Source organism: Nocardioides sp. zg-DK7169, assembly GCF_013155365.1.
Classification (GTDB): Bacteria; Actinomycetota; Actinomycetes; order Propionibacteriales; family Nocardioidaceae; genus Nocardioides.
Map to the genome: position 1 here is coordinate 13352 of NZ_JABJRA010000001.1, position 20792 is coordinate 34143.

At 73.5% G+C, this 20792-nt stretch carries 20 protein-coding genes; 3 read left to right on the forward strand and 17 right to left on the reverse strand.

Translation table 11 applies throughout. The features are described 5' to 3' along the window. Window positions 1–5 precede the first annotated feature (5 nt). The 15 genes from gmk to HOQ23_RS00140 all read right to left on the reverse strand — a co-directional run bounded on the left by gmk (window position 6) and on the right by HOQ23_RS00140 (window position 16113). Window positions 6–587, reverse strand: coding sequence for a guanylate kinase (gene gmk, locus HOQ23_RS00070; RefSeq protein ID WP_172210700.1), 582 nt, complete (start codon window positions 585–587; stop codon window positions 6–8). Then, on the reverse strand, window positions 584–907 hold the full coding sequence (gene mihF, locus HOQ23_RS00075) for an integration host factor, actinobacterial type (RefSeq protein ID WP_172210701.1): 324 nt from the start codon (window positions 905–907) through the stop codon (window positions 584–586). The genes gmk and mihF overlap by 4 nt, the downstream gene beginning before the upstream one ends. A gap of 149 nt (window positions 908–1056) precedes the next feature. Further along, window positions 1057–1527, reverse strand: coding sequence for a hypothetical protein (locus HOQ23_RS00080; RefSeq protein ID WP_172210702.1), 471 nt, complete (start codon window positions 1525–1527; stop codon window positions 1057–1059). Continuing rightward, the gene (gene pyrF, locus HOQ23_RS00085; RefSeq protein ID WP_172210703.1) at window positions 1527–2372 is read right to left on the reverse strand and encodes an orotidine-5'-phosphate decarboxylase; all 846 of its coding nucleotides are present in this window, start codon (window positions 2370–2372) and stop codon (window positions 1527–1529) included. Before pyrF ends, HOQ23_RS00080 begins: the two co-directional genes overlap by 1 nt. Continuing rightward, window positions 2372–3352 (reverse strand): nitronate monooxygenase, encoded by a 981-nt coding sequence (locus HOQ23_RS00090; protein WP_172210705.1) that lies wholly within the window; start codon window positions 3350–3352, stop codon window positions 2372–2374. The genes pyrF and HOQ23_RS00090 overlap by 1 nt, the downstream gene beginning before the upstream one ends. Beyond that, window positions 3349–4167: a dihydroorotate dehydrogenase electron transfer subunit gene (locus HOQ23_RS21380; protein WP_172210706.1), complete on the reverse strand. Its 819-nt coding sequence runs from the start codon at window positions 4165–4167 to the stop codon at window positions 3349–3351. Before HOQ23_RS21380 ends, HOQ23_RS00090 begins: the two co-directional genes overlap by 4 nt. Window positions 4168–4174: 7 nt before the next feature. Next, window positions 4175–5254 carry a quinone-dependent dihydroorotate dehydrogenase gene (locus tag HOQ23_RS00100; RefSeq protein ID WP_367650307.1) on the reverse strand — a complete coding sequence of 360 codons (1080 nt, stop codon included), beginning with the start codon at window positions 5252–5254 and terminating at the stop codon, window positions 4175–4177. 7 nt (window positions 5255–5261) lie between these two features. After that, entirely contained in the window at window positions 5262–8591 is a 3330-nt protein-coding gene (gene carB, locus HOQ23_RS00105) for a carbamoyl-phosphate synthase large subunit (RefSeq protein WP_172210707.1), read from the reverse strand. 4 nt (window positions 8592–8595) lie between these two features. Further along, window positions 8596–9717: a glutamine-hydrolyzing carbamoyl-phosphate synthase small subunit gene (gene carA / locus HOQ23_RS00110; protein WP_172210708.1), complete on the reverse strand. Its 1122-nt coding sequence runs from the start codon at window positions 9715–9717 to the stop codon at window positions 8596–8598. Continuing rightward, window positions 9714–11015, reverse strand: a complete 1302-nt coding sequence (locus HOQ23_RS00115) for a dihydroorotase (RefSeq protein WP_172210709.1) — start codon at window positions 11013–11015, stop codon at window positions 9714–9716. The genes carA and HOQ23_RS00115 overlap by 4 nt, the downstream gene beginning before the upstream one ends. Further along, window positions 11012–11947, reverse strand: a complete 936-nt coding sequence (locus tag HOQ23_RS00120; protein WP_172210710.1) for an aspartate carbamoyltransferase catalytic subunit — start codon at window positions 11945–11947, stop codon at window positions 11012–11014. The genes HOQ23_RS00115 and HOQ23_RS00120 overlap by 4 nt, the downstream gene beginning before the upstream one ends. Then, complete coding sequence (gene pyrR / locus HOQ23_RS00125; RefSeq protein WP_172210711.1) at window positions 11944–12555, reverse strand: bifunctional pyr operon transcriptional regulator/uracil phosphoribosyltransferase PyrR; 612 nt, start codon at window positions 12553–12555, stop codon at window positions 11944–11946. The genes HOQ23_RS00120 and pyrR overlap by 4 nt, the downstream gene beginning before the upstream one ends. A gap of 198 nt (window positions 12556–12753) precedes the next feature. Continuing rightward, window positions 12754–13770 carry an NADPH:quinone reductase gene (locus tag HOQ23_RS00130; protein WP_172210713.1) on the reverse strand — a complete coding sequence of 339 codons (1017 nt, stop codon included), beginning with the start codon at window positions 13768–13770 and terminating at the stop codon, window positions 12754–12756. A gap of 38 nt (window positions 13771–13808) precedes the next feature. After that, entirely contained in the window at window positions 13809–15221 is a 1413-nt protein-coding gene (locus HOQ23_RS00135; RefSeq protein ID WP_172210714.1) for an NAD(P)/FAD-dependent oxidoreductase, read from the reverse strand. A 31-nt stretch (window positions 15222–15252) separates the two neighbouring features. After that, window positions 15253–16113, reverse strand: a complete 861-nt coding sequence (locus HOQ23_RS00140) for a DUF1206 domain-containing protein (protein ID WP_172210715.1) — start codon at window positions 16111–16113, stop codon at window positions 15253–15255. Between the two features lie 65 nt (window positions 16114–16178). Between HOQ23_RS00140 and HOQ23_RS00145 the strand changes: the two genes are divergently transcribed. The 3 genes from HOQ23_RS00145 (at window position 16179) to HOQ23_RS00155 (ending at window position 19216) form a co-directional block, all read left to right on the forward strand. Beyond that, window positions 16179–17894, forward strand: coding sequence for an AMP-binding protein (locus tag HOQ23_RS00145; protein WP_172210716.1), 1716 nt, complete (start codon window positions 16179–16181; stop codon window positions 17892–17894). 132 nt (window positions 17895–18026) lie between these two features. After that, window positions 18027–18842: a DUF222 domain-containing protein gene (locus tag HOQ23_RS00150; protein ID WP_172210717.1), complete on the forward strand. Its 816-nt coding sequence runs from the start codon at window positions 18027–18029 to the stop codon at window positions 18840–18842. A gap of 11 nt (window positions 18843–18853) precedes the next feature. Beyond that, window positions 18854–19216 carry an HNH endonuclease signature motif containing protein gene (locus tag HOQ23_RS00155; protein ID WP_172210718.1) on the forward strand — a complete coding sequence of 121 codons (363 nt, stop codon included), beginning with the start codon at window positions 18854–18856 and terminating at the stop codon, window positions 19214–19216. Window positions 19217–19673: 457 nt separating this feature from the next. On the opposite strand, the gene nusB is transcribed toward HOQ23_RS00155, so the two are convergent. Together nusB and efp are read right to left on the reverse strand one after the other, a co-directional pair. Next, window positions 19674–20078: a transcription antitermination factor NusB gene (gene nusB / locus HOQ23_RS00160; protein ID WP_172210719.1), complete on the reverse strand. Its 405-nt coding sequence runs from the start codon at window positions 20076–20078 to the stop codon at window positions 19674–19676. Next, window positions 20078–20641 (reverse strand): elongation factor P, encoded by a 564-nt coding sequence (efp, locus tag HOQ23_RS00165; RefSeq protein WP_153322950.1) that lies wholly within the window; start codon window positions 20639–20641, stop codon window positions 20078–20080. The genes nusB and efp overlap by 1 nt, the downstream gene beginning before the upstream one ends. Window positions 20642–20792: the final 151 nt, after the last annotated feature.

A 20792-nucleotide genomic window follows, 5' to 3' on the forward strand; every position in this document is an offset into this window, starting at 1 on the left:
ACGCCTCACAGATCTGTCGGTGGTTGCTTCAGCAAGGCTACCAACTGCTCGGCTGCCTCGTGAACTTCGTGGTTGACGATGGTGATGTCGAACTCCGACTCGGCCGCCAGCTCCCCGCGCGCGGTCTCCAACCGGCGCTCGCGCTCCTCGGCCGTCTCGGTGCCGCGTCCGACCAGGCGGCGTACCAGCTCCTCCCACGACGGGGGGCTCAGGAAGACGAACAAGGCGTCCGGCATGGTCCGGCGGACCTGGCGTGCGCCCTGCAGGTCGATCTCCAGCATCGCGGGCTGTCCGCTGGCCAGGGCGAGCTCGACCGGCTGCCGGGGAGTGCCGTAGCGGGCCGCCTTGTGCACGACCGCCCACTCGAGCAGGTCGTCGTCGGCGATCATCCGGTCGAACTCCTCGTCGGAGACGAACCAGTAGTGGAGGCCGTTCTCCTCGCCGGGCCGCGGCGGGCGCGTCGTGGCGGAGACGGAGATCCAGACCTCCGGGTGGGCAGCGCGGACCGCCGCCGCCACCGTGCCCTTGCCCACCGCGGTCGGACCCGCGAGGACGACGAGACGGGAGCGGCGCTCGGGGGTGCTCACGCGTCGCGCGAGGCGAACTCGGCCTCGAGGGCCGCGACCTGCTTGGCACCGAGGCCGCGCACGCGGCGGCTCTCGGCGATCCCCAGCCGCTCCATGGTCTGGCGAGCACGGACCTTGCCCAGGCCGGGCATGGACTGGAGCAGGTCGACGACCTTCATCTTGCCGACGACCTCGTTGACCTGGCCCTCGCGCAGCACGTCGACGATGGAGGCACCGGAGTTCTTCAGCCGGTTCTTCACCTCGGCCCGCTCCCGGCGGGACGCGGCCGCCTTCTCGAGTGCTGCCTGGCGCTGTTCGGGGGTGAGCGGGGGCAGAGCCACGGGCGTCCTTCTCGTCGGTGTCGGGGGCGGCCGTGCGATCGACGGGCGCGCCCACTGGCCTGGTGACGCTCAATGTAGTCAGAACGCGGAGGACACGGCAATCGGCTGCCCCGGCGGGGGCCCCGCGTGCGCCGCTGGTCACACCGCGCTCAGGGCACGAGCGGGGTCTTGCACACGTCCCGGGCCTGCTGCTCGAGCCCGGCCATCGCGACGGCGGTCCGCTCCGAGGCCAGCTCGCGGGCCGCGCCGTCGATCGCGCTGCGCTGCGCGGCGGCCAGGCCGGCCGGCGGCCGCTCCCGGTCGTACGACGCGGGGTCCACGCCGGCCTGGTCGAGCGCGGCGTCCAGCGCCTGCAGGCGACCCAGCACCTGCTGCCACTCGTCGGCGAGGTCGCCGGGCGCCTCGGCGGCCAGGTCCTCCAGCACCGGCAGCGCGCGCAGCAGCGCGTCCGGTCCCCCGTCGTCGAGCAGCCCGGCGAGCTCGTCCTGGCGCGCGGAGACCTCCGTGCAGTAGGACTCGGTCGCGTCGCCGCCGCAGCCACCGAGCACGAGCGGCAGCGCGAGCGCGAGCGGACCGGCCAGCCCGACGGCCCAGCGGCGCCCGCCCGCGCGCGGCCGCATCAGCGCAGCGCCGCCAGCTCGTCGTTCGCGCGCAGCACCGCGTCGCGCATGGCGGCGACGTCGGGGCCCAGGCGCAGCACGTCGCGCGAGGAGCTCGGCAGCACGTGGCGCGCGGCCGCGCCGAAGATGCGGCGCACGTCCTCGAGGGTGCCGCCCTGGGCGCCGTACCCGGGGGCGAGCAGCGGCCCGGCGATGTCGAGGTCCTCCGCGCTCTCCCCGATGGTGGCGCCGACGACCGCGCCGAAGCTGCCCGTCGGCGCCTCGGCCGCGACCTCCGCGGCGTTGAGGTCGCGCAGCGAGTCGAGCACCGTGCCGGCCACCGTGCGCCCGTCGGCGGCCACGGCGTGCTGCACCTGCGCGCCCTCGGGGTTGGAGGTCAGGGCGAGCACGAAGACTCCCCCGCCGTGGCGCTGGGCGGTGCGCACCATCGGGTCCAGCGAGCCGAACCCGAGGAACGGGCTGGCGGTGATCGCGTCCACCGCGAGCGGTGACGTCGGGTCGAGGTAGGCGTCGGCGTAGGCCTGCGAGGTGGAGCCGATGTCGCCGCGCTTCACGTCGAGGAGGACCAGCGCCCCGGCGGCGCGCGACTCGGCGACCACCCGCTCCAGCACCGCGACGCCGCGGCTGCCGAAGCGCTCGTAGAAGGCCGACTGCGGCTTGATCACCGAGGCGTGCGGCGCCACCGCCTCCACGGCCCCCAGCGCGAAGCGCTCCAGGCCGGCGAGGTCGTCGCCAAGTCCCCACGACTCCAGCAGGGCGGCGTGCGGGTCGATGCCCACGCACAGCGGGCCGCGCTCGGCGACGGCCGCGTGCAGACGGGTGCCGAACGGGACGGTGGTGCTCATCATCGGTGCTGCTCCTGGCTGGGGTCGGTGTTGATCTGGACGGGCCGCGCCGGGCGGGACGGGGCGTCTGGGGCGTCCAGGGAGGCGTCTGCGGGTCCGGCAGCGGGTCCGGGTCCGGTGCGGCCCTCGTCCCCGTCGGAGGCCAGCTCGGCGACCAGGCGCCCGGCGGTGGTGGGGTCGTGCAGCAGCGCGCTGCCGACCTGGACCGCGGTGGCGCCGGCGCGCAGGAAGTCCCGCGCGTCCGCGGCGGTGGCGATGCCGCCGGCCCCGATCACCGGCAGCGCGGGCAGCGCGGCGCGCACCTCGGTCACGCAGCGCAGTGCGAGCGGTCGCACGGCAGGGCCGCTGAGCCCGGCGGGGCGGCCGTCCGGGAGCGCGGCGGGCTGGGGGCCGCCCACGACCACCGCGACCGCGCCGGACTCCGCCGCGGTGCGGGCCGCCTCGACGACGCGCAGCACGTCCGGGCGCAGCTTGGCCAGCACCGGGATGCCCGGGGGCAGCTCGCGGAGCACGGCGGTCAGCACGCTGGTCATGTGGAAGGGCTCGCGCACGTCGAAGAGCCCGTGGGCGGCGGCGTCCGGCGCCGAGAGGTTCACCTCGACCGCCGCGATGCCCGGGGCGCGCCCGAGGCGGCGCACCAGGTCGGCGTACTCCTGCACCGAGGCGGCGGCCACCGAGACCACGACCCGGGCGCCGGACTGCACCAGCGGCGGCAGCTCGGTGGCCAGGAAGCCCTCGAGGCCGGGGTTCGGGCAGCCGGTGGAGTGCACGAGGCCCGACGGGGTCTCGACGACCCGGGGCGCCGGGCCGCCGCGGCGCGGGTTGAGCGTGATCGTGCGGGTGGTGAACGCGCCGAGCGCGTCCAGGGGTGAGTACGCCGCGAGCTCGCGGCCGGTCCCGCCGCACCCGGCGGCGGTGAGCACCGGGCTGCGCAGCGCCAGTCCCGGGATCTGCGGGACCTCGCGGATCGGTCCGGTCATCGGCCCAGCTCCTCCCAGCGCACCCGGTCCCCGCGGAAGACGGGTCCGTCGACGCAGGCCCGCACGGTGCGGGCGACGCCGTCCTCCCCCACCACCGGGACCGGGCAGCCGTGGCACAGCCCGGTGGCGCAGGCGAGCGGCTGCTCGACCGCGCACTGGCTCCAGGCGCCGTGGGCCTCGGCGGCGGCGGCGACCGCGTGCAGCATCGGCTCGGGGCCGGCGGCATAGACGACCGCGGCCTCGGCGCGGCGCAGCACCTCGGCGACCGCGCCGGCGATCTCGCCGCGCTGGCCCACCGAGCCGTCGCGGGTGACCACGGTGACCGCGCGGGCGGAGCGGCGCGCCTCCAATGCGGAGAGCAGGTGCGCCTCGTCCGGGGCGCCGAGCAGCAGGGTGACCGCGCAGCCGCGCTCACGCAGCCGATCGGCGAGCGGGAACAGGGGCGCGGCGGAGTAGCCCTCGCCGACGAGCACGCACGCGACCGGCTCCTTCGGGAGCGCGAACGGGCGCCCGAGCGGGCCGGTGAGCGCGAGCCGCGCGCCGACCGGCTGCTCGGCCAGCCAGCGGGTCCCGGGTCCGCGCACGTCCAGCACCAGCTGGAGAGCGAGGCCGTAGCCGCCGACCGGGCGGACCCGGTGGATCCACAGCGGCCGCGGCGCCAGCACCGCGGAGGTGCCGGGCGTGCCGACCGCGACCGCGACGAAGGTGCCCGGGCGGAACTGCTCCGCGACGCCGCGGGCGACGACGCTGAGGTGGTGGTACGCGCCGACCTTGCGGCTGGCCAGCAGCTCGCCGGTCGCGTGTACGGGACTCACCTGCGCATCATGCCTGACGGCTCGCGAGACCCGAGACGATCCGGCGCGGCCACAGCGGGCCCTCGTAGACGAAGGCCGAGTAGCCCTGCAGCAGGTCCGCACCCGCCTCCAGGCGCGCCCGGGCGTCGGCCACGGTCGTGATGCCGCCGACCGAGACCAGCGCGAGCCCGTCGCCGACCTGCGCGCGCAGCAGCCTCAGCACCTCCAGCGAGCGGGCGGTGAGCGGGCGCCCCGAGAGCCCGCCGGCACCGATCGCGGCGACGTCCTCGGCCGAGGAGCGCAGCCCTTCGCGCGAGATCGTCGTGTTGGTGGCGATGATGCCGTCCAGGCCGCTGGCGAGGGCCAGGTCCGCCACCTCGCGCACGTCCTCGTCGGCCAGGTCGGGAGCGATCTTGACCAGCAGCGGCACCCGGCGCGCGGTGACCACGGCGTCGGCGGTCTCGCGCACCGCGGCCAGCAGCGGCCCGAGGCGCTCGACCGCCTGGAGGTTGCGCAGGCCGGGCGTGTTCGGCGAGCTCACGTTGACCACCAGGTAGTCGGCGTACGCCGCGAGCAGCCCGGCGCTCTTGCGGTAGTCGGCGAGCACCGCCGCCTCGTCGTCCTCGGGGACCAGCTTGGTCTTGCCGATGTTGATGCCGAGCACCGGGCCGGGCCCCGCGCCGCGCAGGGCCCGGCGGCGCCGGCGCTCGGCGAGGCGGACCGCCACCGCCTCCGCGCCGTCGTTGTTGAAGCCCATCCGGTTGACGATCGCGCCGTCCTCGGGCAGCCGGAACAGCCGCGGCCGGGGGTTGCCCGGCTGGGCCTCCCCCGTGACCGTGCCGATCTCGACGTGCCCGAAGCCGAGCGCCCCGAGCGCGTCGATCCCCACGGCGTTCTTGTCGAAGCCCGCCGCGAGGCCGACCACGTGCGGGAACCGCAGCCCCATCACCTCGACCGGCCCGCCCGGCCCGGCCGGCGTGCGCCGGTCGAGCCGGTCCAGCCCCGCCAGCACCGGGCGTGCCGTGCGGATCGCCCGGAACGCGACGTGGTGGGCCTGCTCGGGGTCGGTGCGGGTCAGGACGCGGTCGAAGAGGCTGCGGTAGATCACGCCGCGCTCACCGGGCCTGACGCACGATCGCGGCCCAGTCCTGCAGGCTGCGCACCCCGATGTCCCCGCGGCGCGAGGCCTCGATGCCCTGCACCGCGGCGCCGAGCCCCTGCACCGTGGTGATGCACGGGACGTTGGCGCGCACCGCGGCGGTGCGGATCTCGTAGCCGTCGTAGCGGGCGTGGCCCGTGCCGTCGGAGCCGTCGGGGGTGTTGACGATGAGCCGCACCTCGCCGCTGTCGATGAGCTGCACCGAGGTGGGCTCGCCGTGCTCGCCCTCGCCCTCGAAGTGCTTGCGCACGATCTGGGCGGTGACGCCGTTGCGGCGCAGCACCTCCGCGGTGCCCTGGGTCGCGAGGATCTCGAAGCCGAGGTCGGCGAGCACCTTGATCGGGAAGATCATGTGCCGCTTGTCGCGGTTGGCCATCGAGACGAAGACCTTGCCGCCGGTGGGCAGCGGGCCGTACGCCGCCGCCTGGCTCTTGGCGAACGCGGTGCCGAAGTCGGCGTCGAAGCCCATCACCTCGCCGGTCGACTTCATCTCCGGACCCAGGACCGTGTCGACGTTCTGCCCGTCGGGGGTCTTGAACCGGTTGAAGGGCATCACCGCCTCCTTGACCGCGATCGGCTGGTCGGCGGGCAGGTCGCCGCCGTCGCCGGTCGCGGGCAGCACGCCCGCGGCGCGCAGGTCGGCGATCGACTCGCCGAGCATCACCCGGGCCGCGGCCTTGGCCAGCGGGGTGGCGGTCGCCTTGGAGACGAACGGCACCGTGCGGCTGGCGCGCGGGTTGGCCTCGAGGACGTAGAGGATGTCGGCGCTGAGCGCGAACTGGATGTTGATCAGGCCGCGCACCCCGACCCCGCGGGCGATTCCCTCGGTGGCCCGGCGGATGTCGGCGATCTCGCGGGCGCCCAGGGTGATCGGCGGCAGCGCGCACGAGGAGTCGCCGGAGTGGATGCCGGCCTCCTCGATGTGCTCCATCACGCCGCCGAGGAAGAGCTCCTCGCCGTCGAAGAGCGCGTCCACGTCGATCTCGACCGCGTCGTCGAGGAACCGGTCGACCAGGACCGGCGCCTCGGCGGAGATCAGCCCGGCCGCGACGTACTTGTCCAGGTAGGTGCGCAGCGCGTCCTCGCCGTACACGATCTCCATGCCGCGACCGCCCAGGACGTACGACGGGCGCACGAGCACCGGGTAGCCGATCTCGGCGGCGATCTGCTGGGCCTCGGGGAACGAGGTGGCTGTGCCGTGCTTCGGCGCGGTCAGCCCGGCCTGGGCCAGCACCCGGCCGAAGGAGCCGCGGTCCTCGGCGAGGTGGATCGCCTCGGGCGAGGTGCCCACGATCGGCACGTCGTTGGCCTTGAGCCCGGCGGCGAGGCCGAGCGGGGTCTGGCCGCCCAGCTGCACCAGGACACCGGCGACCGGGCCGGCCTGCTGCTCGGCGTGCACGATCTCCAGGACGTCCTCGAGGGTGAGCGGCTCGAAGTAGAGCCGGTCGGAGGTGTCGTAGTCGGTGGAGACCGTCTCGGGGTTGCAGTTGACCATCACCGTCTCGTAGCCGGCCTCGGCGAGCGCCAGGGAGGCGTGGACGCAGGAGTAGTCGAACTCGATGCCCTGACCGATGCGGTTCGGGCCGGAGCCCAGGATGATCACCGCGGGGCGCTCGCGGGGCGCGACCTCGGTCTCCTCGTCGTAGGAGGAGTAGTGGTACGGCGTCTGGGCGGCGAACTCCGCCGCGCAGGTGTCGACGGTCTTGTAGACCGGGCGGATGCCCAGCGCGTGGCGCACGCCGCGCACCACGTCGGCGGACATGCCGCGGATCCGGCCGATCTGCTCGTCGGAGAAGCCGTGCCGCTTGGCCTTGCGCAGCACCGCGGGGGTGAGCTCGGGGGCCTCGGTGACCTCGACCGCGATCTCGTTGATCAGCACGAGCTGGTCGACGAACCACGGGTCGATCGCGGTGGCCTCGAAGATCTCCTCCGCCGTCGCGCCGGCGCGCAGCGCGTCCATCACCCGCTTGAGCCGGCCGTCGGTGGGGGTCTTGATCTCCTCGAGCAGCGCGGCCTTGTCCAGGTCGACGTACTCCTTGCGCCAGTCGAAGACGGCGTCCTTGCTCTCCAGGGAGCGCAGCGCCTTCTGCAGCGCCTCGGTGAAGTTGCGCCCGATCGCCATCGCCTCGCCGACCGACTTCATGTGCGTGGTCAGCGTGCGGTCGGCACCGGGGAACTTCTCGAAGGCGAAGCGCGGGACCTTGACCACGACGTAGTCCAGCGTCGGCTCGAAGCTGGCCGGCGTGCTCTGGCCGCCGGGGCGGGTGGTGATGTCGTTGGGGATCTCGTCGAGGGTGTAGCCGATGGCCACCTTCGCCGCGATCTTGGCGATCGGGAAGCCGGTCGCCTTCGAGGCCAGCGCGCTGGAGCGGGACACGCGCGGGTTCATCTCGATGACGATCAGGCGCCCGTCGACCGGGTTCACGGCGTACTGGATGTTGCAGCCGCCTGTGTCCACGCCGACGGCGCGGATGATGCCGATCGCGAGGTCGCGCATCTTCTGGTACTCGCGGTCGGTGAGCGTCATCGCCGGCGCGACGGTGATCGAGTCGCCGGTGTGGGTGCCCATCGGGTCGAGGTTCTCGATCGAGCAGATGATCACGACGTTGTCGGCCTTGTCGCGCATCACCTCCAGCTCGTACTCCTTCCAGCCGAGGATGGACTCCTCCAGGAGCACCTCGGTGGTCGGGCTGGCGGCCAGGCCGGCGCCGGCGATGCGACGCAGGTCGGTCTCGTCGTAGGCCATGCCCGAGCCGGTGCCGCCCATCGTGAACGAGGGGCGCACCACCATCGGGTATCCGAGCTCGCCGGCGGCCGCGAGGCAGTCCTCCATGGTGTGGCAGATGACCGACTTGGCGGACTCGCCGCCCAGCTCCTCGACGATCTTCTTGAACACCTGGCGGTTCTCGCCACGGTCGATCGCCTCGATGCTGGCGCCGATGAGCTCCACGCCGTACTTCTCCAGCACGCCGTTCTCAGCAAGCGACATCGCGGCATTGAGGGCGGTCTGGCCGCCGAGGGTCGCCAGCAGCGCGTCGGGGCGCTCCTTGGCGATGACCTTCTCGACGAACTCGGGGGTGATCGGCTCGACGTAGGTCGCGTCCGCGAACTCCGGGTCGGTCATGATCGTGGCCGGGTTGGAGTTCACGAGGATGACCCGCAGGCCCTCCTCCTTCAGCACCCGGCACGCCTGGGTGCCGGAGTAGTCGAACTCGGCGGCCTGGCCGATGATGATCGGCCCGGAGCCGATCACCATGATCGACTTGATGTCTTCGCGCTTCGGCACGGGGTCAGGCCTTCCGGTCGGTCAGGAGCTGGACGAAACGGTCGAAGAGGTACGCGGCGTCGTGGGGGCCGGCCGCGGCCTCGGGGTGGTACTGCACCGAGAAGCCGCGGAGGTCGCCCTCCGGCGAGCGCAGCTCGAGGCCCTCGACGACGTCGTCGTTGAGGCACACGTGGCTGACGCTGGCGGTGCCGTACGGCGTCTCGGTGGCGCGGTCCAGCGGTGCGTCCACGGCGAAGCCGTGGTTGTGCGCGGTGACCTCGACCTTGCCGGTGGTGCGGTCCATGACCGGCTGGTTGATGCCGCGGTGGCCGTACTTCAGCTTGTAGGTGCCGAAACCGAGCGCGCGACCGAAGAGCTGGTTGCCGAAGCAGATGCCGAAGTAGGGCAGCCCGCGCTCGAGCGCGCCCTGGAGCACCTCGACCTGCTGGGTGGTGGCCGCCGGGTCGCCGGGTCCGTTGGAGTAGAAGAGCCCGTCCGGGGAGACCGCGAGGACGTCCTCGAGCGAGGCGGTCGCGGGCAGCACGTGCACCTCGATGCCGCGCTCGGCCATCCGGGTCGGCGTCATGGTCTTGATGCCGAGGTCGAGGGCGACGACCGTGAACCGCTTCTCGCCCTGGGCCGGGACGACGTACGCCTCGGGGGTGGTGACCTCGTCGGCGAGCTCGAGGCCGGCCATCTCGGCGGAGCCGCGCACCCGAGACAGCAGCGCCTCGGGGTCGGTCTCGGTGGTGGAGATGCCGACGCGCATCGCGCCGCGCTCGCGCAGGTGGCGGGTCAGGGCGCGGGTGTCGACGCCGGAGATCCCGACGACGCCCTGCTCGCGCAGCTCCTCGTCGAGGGTCCGCTGGGCGCGCCAGTTGGAGGAGACCCGGGCGGGGTCGCGCACGACGTAGCCGGCGACCCAGATCCGCTTGCTCTCGGGGTCCTCGTCGTTCACGCCGGTGTTGCCGACGTGCGGGGCGGTCATCACGACGACCTGGCGGTGGTAGGAGGGGTCGGTGAGGGTCTCCTGGTAGCCGGTCATGCCGGTGTTGAAGACCGCCTCGCCGAAGGTCTCGCCGTCGGCGCCGAACGCCTCGCCGCGGAAGGTGCGCCCGTCCTCCAGGACGAGCAGGGCCTCGGTCATGCCAGCTTTCCTTCCAGCACGGTGGGGACACCGCGCAGCACAGTGGTGTGCACGGCCGCGGAGAGGGTGCGGCCGTGCCAGGGGTTGTTACGGGACAGGGAGGCCGACGCGTCGCGGTCCACGACCACCGAGGCGGCCGGGTCGATCAGCGTCAGGTTGGCGGGCTCGCCGACCTCGATGGGTCGGCCGTGGCCGCCGAGCCCGGCGATCCGGGCGGGGTTGTGCGACATGACCCGGGCCACGCCGGCCCAGTCCAGCCGGCCGGACTCGACCATCACGGTCGCGACCACGCCGAGCGCGGTCTCCAGGCCGAGCATGCCGAACGCGGCGTCGCCGAAGGCGTGCTGCTTGTCGTGGCGCGCGTGCGGCGCGTGGTCGGTCGCGACGGCGTCGATGGTGCCGTCGGCGAGCGCGTCGCGCAGCGCCTCGACGTCCTCGGCGGGGCGCAGCGGCGGGTTGACCTTGTACGTCGGGTCGTAGCCGAGCAGCTCCTCGGTGGTGAGCAGCAGGTGGTGCGGGGTGACCTCGGCGGTCACCGCGATCCCCTTGCTGCGCGCCCAGCGCAGCACCTCGACGGTGCCGGCGGTGGAGGCGTGGGCGACGTGCACCCGGCTGCCGGTGTGCCGCGCGAGCATCACGTCGCGCGCGACGATGACCTCCTCGGCGACGCCGGGCCACCCCGGCAGCCCGAGGCGGCCGGAGATCTCGCCCTCGTGGCAGCAGGCGCCGGCGCCGGCCAGCGAGGAGTCCTGGGAGTGCTGGCTGATCACGCCGCCGAAGGCCTTGACGTACTCCAGCGCGCGGCGCATCACCCGGGCGTCCTGGACGCAGCGGCCGTCGTCGGAGAAGACCCGGACGCCGGCGCGGGAGCGGGCCATCAGGCCGAGCTCGGCGAGCTCCTCGCCCGCGAGGCCCTTGGTGACGGCGCCGACCGGCTGCACGTCGACGACGCCGACCTGGCGGCCGAGCTCGTGGACGCGCTCGGCGGCCTCGGCGGTGTCGGTGACCGGGTTGGTGTTCGCCATCGCGAGCACCGCGGTGTAGCCGCCGAGGGCAGCCGCGTGCGAGCCGGTGCGGACCGTCTCGGCGTCCTCGCGGCCGGGCTCGCGCAGGTGGGTGTGCAGGTCCACGAGGCCGGGCAGCACGACGAGGCCGTCGGCGTCGATCACGCGGACGCCGTCGGCGGACAGCTCACCGGGGGTGGTGGACACAGCGGCGACGACGCCGTCGGCGACGAGCACGTCGGCTGCGGCGCCACCGAGCAGCGATCCGCCCTGGATCAGGATCGGGTCGGTCATGCGGAGGCTCCTTCGCCGGCGAGCAGGTGGTAGAGGACGGACATGCGGACCGCGACGCCGGAGGAGACCTGCTCCAGGATCAGCGACTGGGCCGCGTCGGCCGCGTCGGCGGCGATCTCGAGGCCACGGTTCATCGGCCCGGGGTGGCAGATCGGGACCTCCTCGCCGAGGGTGGCGAGCCGGTCGCGGGTCAGGCCGTAGCCGACGGTGTACTCGCGGGCGGTGGGGAAGAACCCGCCGCTCATCCGCTCGCGCTGGACGCGCAGCATCATCACCGCGTCGGCCTTGGGCAGGACCTCGTCGAGGTCGTAGGAGAGCGCGAAGCCGCTCGCCGCCGCCCACGCCTCGGCGCCGCTGGGCATCAGGGTCGGCGGGGCCACGACGGTGACCCGGGCGCCGAGGCGCCCGAGCAGCCCGACGTTGCTGCGGAACACCCGGCTGTGGGTGAGGTCGCCGACCAGCACGACGTGCTTGCCCTCGAGGGTGCCGAGGCGGCGTACGAGCGTGTAGGCGTCGAGCAGCGCCTGGGTGGGGTGCTCGTGGGTGCCGTCGCCGGCGTTGACCACCGCGCAGTCGACCCACTCGGCCACCTGGTGGCAGGCACCGGAGGCGGAGTGGCGGATGACCAGGGCGTCGACGCCCATCGAGGCCACCGTCAGGACGGTGTCGCGCAGGCTCTCGCCCTTGGACGCCGAGGAGCCCTTGCCGGTGAGGTTGATGGTGTCGGCGGAGAGCCACTTGCCGGCGAGCTCGAAGCTGGAGCGGGTGCGGGTGGAGTCCTCGAAGAAGAGGTTGATCACCGTGCGGCCGCGCAGCGCGGGGAGCTTCTTGACCTCGCGGCGCTGCACGTCGTGCATCTCCGCGGCGGTCGTGAACAGGGTGTTGACGTCGTCGAGGCTCAGGTCGTCGACGCTCAGCAGGTGCTTCCTCACGCGCGCTCCCCGTCCTGCTCGGAGCCCTCGCCGGGGCGACCGGCGATGCGCACCTCGTCGAGACCGTCGGTCTCGCTCAGGCGCACCATCACCCGCTCGCTGCGGGCGCTGGGGAGGTTCTTGCCGACGTGGTCGGCACGGACCGGCAGCTCGCGGTGGCCGCGGTCGACCAGCACGGCGAGCCGGACGGCGTCCGGGCGGCCGAGGTCGGCGAGCGCGTCGAGCGCCGCGCGGACGGTGCGACCGGAGTAGAGCACGTCGTCGACCAGCACCACGGTGCAGCCGTCGATGCCGCCGGACGGCACCTCCGTGTGCTGCGGACCGCGGGCCGGGTGGCGGCGCAGGTCGTCGCGGTAGAGGGTGATGTCGAGGCTGCCGACCGGCACCTCGACGCCCTCGGTCTCCGCGATCCGCTCCGCGATCCGGCGGGCGAGGCCCACGCCGCGGGTCGGGATGCCGAGCAGCACGAGGCCGTCGGCGCCCTTGTTGCGTTCGAGGATCTCGTGGCTGATGCGGGTCAGCGCCCGGGAGATGTCACGGGCGTCGAGGACCACGCGGCCGGCGGATCCGCTGGATGGTTCGGGGACAGGCGCAGGCTGAGCACACATGAGTGCGCTGACCTCCTTCTCCGCCTCACGGGACGGCTCGTTAAAGGATGTCGAACGGCTCTCACCCTAGCGGTCGCCGGACCCGCCCGCCGACCGCGGACCCCTCCGGTCCCGAGTGTCGGACGTCGCGCTCGTCACGTCGGCGCGCTCGCCCGACGCACGGGTCGGTCCGTGGTCGGGCGGGCGGGCAGGCGTGGCTCAGTCGGCGGCGATGTCGAGCAGCGCCTTGCCGACCAGCCCGCCCTCCACCGCGTCGTGCGCGGCGGCAGCGTCCTCGAGGGCGAAGTGGTGGACCGCGAGGCCGGCGTCCTCCCCGACCCGCAGGGCGCCCACCTCCGCGGCGGCGTACACGTCCTCCGCGGCGGCGGCCAGCAGCCCGCGGTCGAGGGTGTAGAGGATGAGGAACTGGAAGCGCAGGTTCTTCGAGAACGCCGAGCGCAGCGGGACGGTCATGTCCTCGCCGCCGTTGTTGGCGTAGATCGCCAGCGTGCCGTGCACCTTGAGGACCTCGAGGTCGAGGTCGATGTTGACCGCCGGGGCCACCTCCACGACCTGGTCGACGCCGTCGGGGGCGAGGGCGAGCACCCGGCGGGCGGTGTCGCCCTCGGTGTAGTCGACGGTGTGGTCGGCGCCGGCCGCCATCGCCAGCGCGGCCTTCTCGGGGCTGCTGACGGTGGCGATCACGGTGGCGTCGGACCAGCGGGCGAGCTGGATCGCGGCGTTGCCGACCGCCCCCGCTCCCCCGGCGACGAGCACCGTGCGCCCCGCGAGCGCGCCCGGGCCGAGCCGGCGCGGACCGCCCCACGCGCAGGTCAGCGCCCGGTGGGCGGTCACCGCCGGCACCCCGAGGCTGGCCCCGAGGTCGTAGGAGGCGCCGGAGGGCAGGTGCACGACGTTGTCGACCGGTTGGACGGTCTGCTCCGCCGCAGTTCCGTACGCGCGCCCGTGCTGGGCGAGCATCGTCCAGACCCGGTCGCCGATGCCGAAGCCCTCCACGCCGGGGCCGACCGCGTCGACCACACCGGCGCCGTCCTGGCCCGGCGTCACCTCGTCCTGGCCGTTCATCGTGGTGGTGCGGAACTTCCAGTCGGTGGGGTTCACCCCGGAGCGCACCAGGCGGATCCGGACCTCCCCCGGGCCGGGCTCGGGGAGCTCGCGCTCGACGACGGAGAGGACGGAGGAGGGGCCGGTTTCCCGGTAGACCACAGCGCGCATGTGCATGACGCTACCGAGCGGTGCCAGCCGGGGCCGGGTCACTCGCTCCCGAGGTCGCCCAGGTCGTCCAGCGCCGACTCGATCGTGCGGTGGAAGGTCGGGTAGGCGAAGTGCATGCCGCGCAGGGTGGAGACCGGCACCTCGGCGTGGATCGCGGTGGCGAGCAGCCCGATCACCTCACCGCCTGCCGGCGAGACGACGGTGGCGCCGACCAGGATCCCGCGGTCGGCGTCGGCGACGACCTTGACGATGCCCTCGTTGCCGGCCTGGTGGATCCAGCCGCGGCTGGACTCGGGGATGTCCGCGTGGCCCACGCGCACCGTCAGCCCGGCCTCGCGGGCCTGTCGCTCGCTCATGCCGACCGCGGCGACCTCGGGGTCGGTGAAGGTCACCCACGACAGTGCCCGGTAGTCCGCGCGGCGCCCGTCGCGGCCGAGGACGTCGTCGACCACGATCTCGCCCTGGTACATCGAGACGTGGGTGAACTGGCCCTTGCCGGTGATGTCGCCGACCGCCCACAGCCGCTCCCCGGCCCGCTGCCGGTCGTCGGTGGCGAGCGCGCGGACGTCGGGGTCCAGGCCCACGGTCTCCAGTCCGAGCCCGTGCAGGTGCAGGCGCCGTCCCGCGGCCACCAGCAGCCGGTCGGCCTCGACGACGGGGCCGTCGGTCTCGATGCGGAAGGTGTCGTGGTCGTGGCTCACCCGGCGGACCTCCACCCCGGTCAGCACGGTGATGCCCTCGCGCTCGAAGACGTCGGTGATCACGGCGCTCGCCTCGGGCTCGACCGGCCCGAGGATCCGCGGCGCCATCTCGAGGACCGTGACCTCGACCCCGAAGCGCGCCAGCGCCTGCGCGAGCTCCGCCCCGATCGGCCCGCCGCCGAGCACGGCGAGGCTGCGCGGCAGCTCGGTGAGGTGCATGACCTCGCGGTTGGTCCAGTACGGCGTGTCCGCCAGCCCCTCGACCGGGGGCACGGCCGGGGCGGTGCCGGTGTTGAGCACGACGCCGCGCGAGGCGACGAAGGTGCGGGTGTGGCCGTCGCGCTCCTCGACCACGACCCGGCCGGGACCGTCGAGGCGGCCCTGGCCGCGCACGACCCGCACCCCGGCGTCCTCGAGGCGGGTGACGTGGGAGGAGTCGTCCCAGTGGCTGGTGGCCTGCCGATCCACCCGCTCGGCCACCAGGCTCCAGTCGGGGGTCACCTCGACGGCGCCCGCGAGCGTGGTGGCGCGTCGGGCCTCGGCGAGCGCGTCGGCGGCGCGGATCATCATCTTCGAGGGGATGCACCCGTGGAACGGGCACTCCCCGCCCACGAGGTCGCGCTCGACGCCCACGACGGAGAGGCCCGCCTCGGCCAGCTTCTGCGCGGTGTACTCGCCGCCGGGGCCCAGCCCGATGACGACGACGTCGACCTGCTCGGACTTGCCGGACCCGGCCTGCTGCTCGCTCATCGGCCCAGCGTGCCAGAGGAGAGCCGGGACGTCACCGGGACAGGTGGCGGGCCCGGGCGAAGGCGAACAGCCCGTAGCAGCCGATCCCGACGCCGATCACGCCCAGCAGGAACTGGCCGAACGGCTGGTCCAGCACCTCGCGCAGCGCCTCGTCGAGGCCGCCGGTGCGGCCGGCGTCGTGGGTCGCGGCGGCGTACACGAAGAGCGCGCCGACCAGCCCGACCGCGAGGCCCTTGGCGGCGTACCCGATCTTGCCGAACCAGAGGTACGCCGTGCCGGTGTCGCCGCTGCGGCCCTCGGCGTCGAGCTCCTCGCGGTAGTCGTCGGTCCAGGCGCGCCACAGGTGGTGCAGGCCGTAGCCGATGATCGCGAGGCCGACCGCGCCGATGAGCAGCTGGCCGCCGGGCCACGACATCACCTCGGCGGTGAGCGTCGTGGTCTCCCCGCCGGAGCCGCCGGACCCCTTGCCGCCGCCCTTGCCGCCGCCGGAGTCGCCCGAGCTGGTCGCGACGCGGATGGCGCTGATCGACAGCGCGGCGTACACGACCGCCTTGAGGACCGAGGAGGCCTGCTTCTTCCAGCGGTCGTCGTCGTCCTCGTCCTGGTGGCCAGCGAAGGCCTCGAGCAGGCGCCACACGACGAGCAGGGCAAGGCCGAGCGCCACCAGCCAGACCAGCACGCTGCCGAAGGGCTGCTGGGCGAGCTCCTGCAGGGCGCCGGTGGTGGAGGTCTCCCCCTCCCGGTCGCCGAAGGCCAGCTGGAGGGCCAGCCAGCCGATCATCAGGTGCACCAGGCCGTAGGCCACCAGCCCCGCCCGCACCGCGTGGTCGAGCCAGTCGCTGCCGTGTGCCCGTTCGCCGATCTGCTCGGCCCGGTCCGTGATACGCGTCATGATCGGGCATTACCCGATCGACTGGTGCTGCACCCGGGCCGTGGGGAGAGGCACACTTGTCCTTGATGGACATCCATGACGAGCGCCCCTGGTTGACCCACTACCCCGCAGGGGTACCGGCAGTGCTGGACATCCCCGACGACCCCGTGACCGCGGCGCTCGAGCGCGCGGCCCAGCGCTGGCCCGACCGGGTCGCGGTCGACTTCCTCGGCGCGACGACGACGTACGCCGAACTCGACGCCGCGATCCGCCGCGCGATGACGGTGCTGGCCGACCTCGGCGTGGGCCCCGGCGAGCGGGTCGCGCTGGTGCTGCCCAACTGCACCGCCCACGTGATCGCCTTCCACGCCACGCTGCGCCTGGGCGCCGTGGTCGTGGAGCTCAACCCGACCTACACCGCGGCCGAACTGCAGGGGCTGCTCGCCGACAGCGGTGCCGGCGTCGCGCTGGTCTTCCGCCACGCGCTGGTCAACGTCGCGACCGCGCGGGCCGACACCACGCTGCGCACCGTGGTCAGCGTCGACGTGGCCAAGGACCTGCCGGGCCTCTCCCGGTTCCTGCTCCGCCTGCCGGTGCCGGCCGCGCGCGCGAAGGCCCGCGCCCTCGGCGGCCCGGTGCCCGCCGGGGTCCAGGACTGGCACGCCCTGCTCGCCCGGGCCGCGGAGCACACCGGCACCGAGCGGCCGGCGGGCGACTCCCTCGCCCTGCTGCAGTACACCGGCGGCACCACCGGCACCCCCAAGGCCGCGCGCCTGACCCACCGCAACCTGGTCGCGAACATCGTGCACGGGCAGGCCTGGGCCCGCTTCGGCGAGGGCACCGAGACGGTGTACGGCGTGCTGCCGTTCTTCCACGCCTTCGGCCTGACCTTCTGCCTCACGCTGCCCGGCCACCTCGGCGCGACGCTCGTGGCGTTCCCGAACTTCGACCCCGCCGCGGTCATCGACGCCCAGGGCCGGCGCCCCGGCACCTTCATCGCCGGCGTGGCGCCGATGTTCGACCGCATCGTCGACGCCCTGGAGGCCGCGAAGAAGCCGCCGGCCGACGGGCTGCGCTCCTTCCGCCTCGGGTTCGCCGGTGCGATGCCGATCCCGCAGCGCACCGTGGACCGCTGGGAGGCCGCGACCGGCGGCCTGTTGATCGAGGGCTACGGCATGACCGAGTGCGCCCCGATCGCGCTGGGCAACCCGGTCTCGCACGCCCGGCGGCCCGGGACCCTGGGCGTGCCGTTCCCGAACACCGAGATGCGCGTGGTCGACCAGGACGACCCGCTACGTGAGGCCGAGGTCGCCGAGGACGGCAGCCGCCGCGGCGAGCTGCTCGTGCGCGGGCCGCAGGTCTTCGACGGCTACTGGAACCGCCCCGAGGAGACCGCGGAGCAGCTGATGGACGACGGCTGGCTGCGCACCGGCGACGTGGTCCGCGTCGACGCCGACGGGTGGGTGACCCTGGTGGACAGGGTCAAGGAGATGATCATCGTCGGCGGCTTCAAGGTGTACCCCTCGCAGGTCGAGGACCACCTGCGCGGGATGAACGGCGTCGTCGACGTCGCCACCGTGGGCCTGCCCGACGGCGACGACGAGCAGGTCGCGGTCGCCCTGGTGCTCGAGCCGGGCACCACCCCGCCCACCATCGAGGAGCTGCGCCGCTACGCCGAGCAGCGCCTGCCCCGCTACGCCCTCCCGCGCTCGGTGCACGTCCTCGAGGAGCTCCCCCGCTCCCAGATCGGCAAGGTCATGCGCCGCCTCGTGCGCGACAAGATCCTCGGCGACCACACCTGACCTACCCGCGCGGATCGTTGGTCGAGATTGTCGAGACACTGCCACCCCGACGGCGGCGCGCGGCCCGAAGTCTTTACCTTGAGGAACCGTTCTCCCTCTTCGTTTCGAACGCACGTTCGAGCAGGATGAGGCATGGCCGACTCCGAGCTCCCCGACTGCGACACCCCAGCCGCCGTGCTGGCGTTCGCACAGCGCCGCCGGGCCGCCGCCCAGCGGGCGGAGATCGGCGTCCTGGAGGCCGCTCTGGTGTGGGCGTCCATGCACCCCGAGGAGTCGGTCTCGACAGGCTCAACCGACGGGGCCGGCTCGACCAACGGGTTGGTGTTCGGCGAGCTCGCGGTGCCGCTGGCTGGCGAGGGGGCGCCGCTGGTGGCGGAGTTCGCCCCGATCGAGTTCGGCGCCGCTCTCGGCATGTCCACCGACTCCGCCCGGGCGCTCGTCGGTGACGCCCTCGAGCTCGCGCACCGGCTCACGCGCACCTGGAAGCTGGTCCGCGCCGGCCAGGTCCCGCTCTGGAAGGCCCGCCGACTCGCCCAGCTGACCACCACCCTGCCGCTGGACGGTGCGGACTTCGTCGACCGCCAGCTCGCCGCCTTCGTCGGCAGGATCGGCTGGGCTGCGATCGAGCGGCTCGTCGACCAGGCCCGCGTGATGTTCGACCCCGAGGCCGCGGAGAAGGACCGCCTCGCCGCGGCTGACGGGCGTCGCTTCGACGTGCACACCCGCGAGGCCACCCACGACGGCACCGTCCACGTCGAAGGGGTCCTCGACCTCGCCGACGCCCTCGACCTCGACACCGCGATCCGCCAGGGCGCCGAAGAACTCGCAGCGCTCGGGGCCACCGAGTCGGTGGACGTGCGCCGCTCCATGGCCGCCGGTGAGCTCGCCCGGCGGCAACTGGCGTTCGACCTGCGGGCGAGACCCGCGACGGCGCCGCGTCGGTGGTGAAGCCGCGGCAGGTGGTCATCCACGTCCACCTCTCCGACGCCGCCATCTCCCGCGACGAGGCCGGCACCGCCCACGTGGAGGAGACCCGGTCCATCCTGTCGACCGAGCAGGTCCGCGAGTGGTGCGCCAACACCGACACGGCGGTGACGATCAAGCCGGTCATCGACCTCGACGCCCACCACCACACCGACGCCTACGCCGTCCCCGACCGACTCACCGAGCAGGCCCGTCTCGCCCAACCGGTGTGCGCCTTCCCGTGGTGCGAACGACCCGCCCGGCGCTGCGACACCGACCACGTCGCCGCCCACGGCGACGGCGGACCTACGTGCAGCTGCAACCTCGCACCGCTGTGCCGCCGACATCACCGGGCCTAGACCCACACCGCCTGGACCTACGACACCACCGACGCCGCGACCTACCTCTGGCGCTCACCCCACGGGCTCCACCTGGTCAAGGACCACGGCACCACTCGACTCGTCACCGCCCACCCGCCCGACGAGTAGATCGACCGCCCCGGACCCCGGCAGCACCCCGCTGGCGGGGCACCGGCACGCGTGGCCCCGGGTCAGGGGACGCAGCTCACGACCGGCGACGACCGCTGCGGCCAGCGCAGTGCGTACCAGCGGGTGTCCTTCTCGTGCAGCACGTGGCCGCGACCGTCGACCGCGTCGGCCACCGTGGGAGAGCAACCGTTGCCGCCCCGCGACCGCCTTCGACCCGCCCTCGACCGAGGTGTCGGCCGACACCCGCTCAGGTGGTGTGGACCCTCCGGACACGACGACGCCCCCGGCTCGAGGAGCCGGGGGCGTCAGGTGATGACGAGGTGAGCTCTCAGAGCTCGGACTTCTTGCGCATCAGGTTGCCGAGCACGCCGTTGACGAACTGCGGCGACTCGTCGGTCGAGAGGTCGCGGACCAGCGCCATCGCCTCGGAGACCGCGACGGCGTCGGGGACGTCGTCGGCGTAGAGCAGCTCGAAGAGGCCCAGGCGCAGCACGTTGCGGTCGACGGCCGGCATCCGCCCCAGCGTCCAGCCCTCGGAGTACTCCGAGAGCAGGGCGTCGATGCGCTCCTGGTGCTCGATCACGCCCCGCACCAGGGTCACGGTGTAGGGGTTCGTCGGAGCCTCGCCGTCCGCGATCGCGCGGTCGAGCGCATCGTTCGGCGACTCGCCCCGCATGTCGGAGGCGTAGAGGATGTCGAGCGCCCGCTTGCGGGCCTTGGAGCGAGCAGCCATCAGCTGGTGACACGCCCCAGGTAGGAGGAGTCGCGGGTGTCGACCTTGATCTTCTCGCCGGTGGTGATGAACAGCGGGACCTGCACGGTGGCGCCGGTCTCGACCGTCGCGGGCTTGGTGCCGCCGGTGGAGCGGTCGCCCTGCATGCCGGGCTCGGTGTAGGTGACCTCGAGCTCGACCGAGGCCGGGAGCTCGACGTACAGTACGCGGCCGTCGTTGGTGGCGACGATCGCCTCCTGGTTCTCCAGGAGGAAGTCGCTGGCCTTGCCGACGACCTCGGGGGCGATCTCGAGCTGGTCGTAGCTCTGGATGTCCATGAAGACGTACGACGTGCCGTCGTTGTAGAGGTACTGCATGGTCCGCTTGTCGACGTTCGCGGTCTCGACCTTGGTGCCCGCGTTGAAGGTCTTGTCGACGGTCTTGCCGGACTCGACGTTCTTGAGCTTCGTACGCACGAACGCCGGGCCCTTGCCGGGCTTGACGTGCTGGAACTCCACGACGGCCCAGAGCTGCCCGTCGATGTTGAGAACCATGCCGTTCTTCAGGTCGTTGGTCGTAGCCATGCGCGCGTTGTCAGCCTTCGTCTCGCCGGATCGGATGTCTCTCGGCCAGTGGCCGGGCAACAGCCCGTCATTCTAACGGGACGGGCCGGTACGGCGTGAGCCGGCGGGCTCCCCGCCCGCTCAGATCCCCCAGAGCGCGCCCACGTGGCGA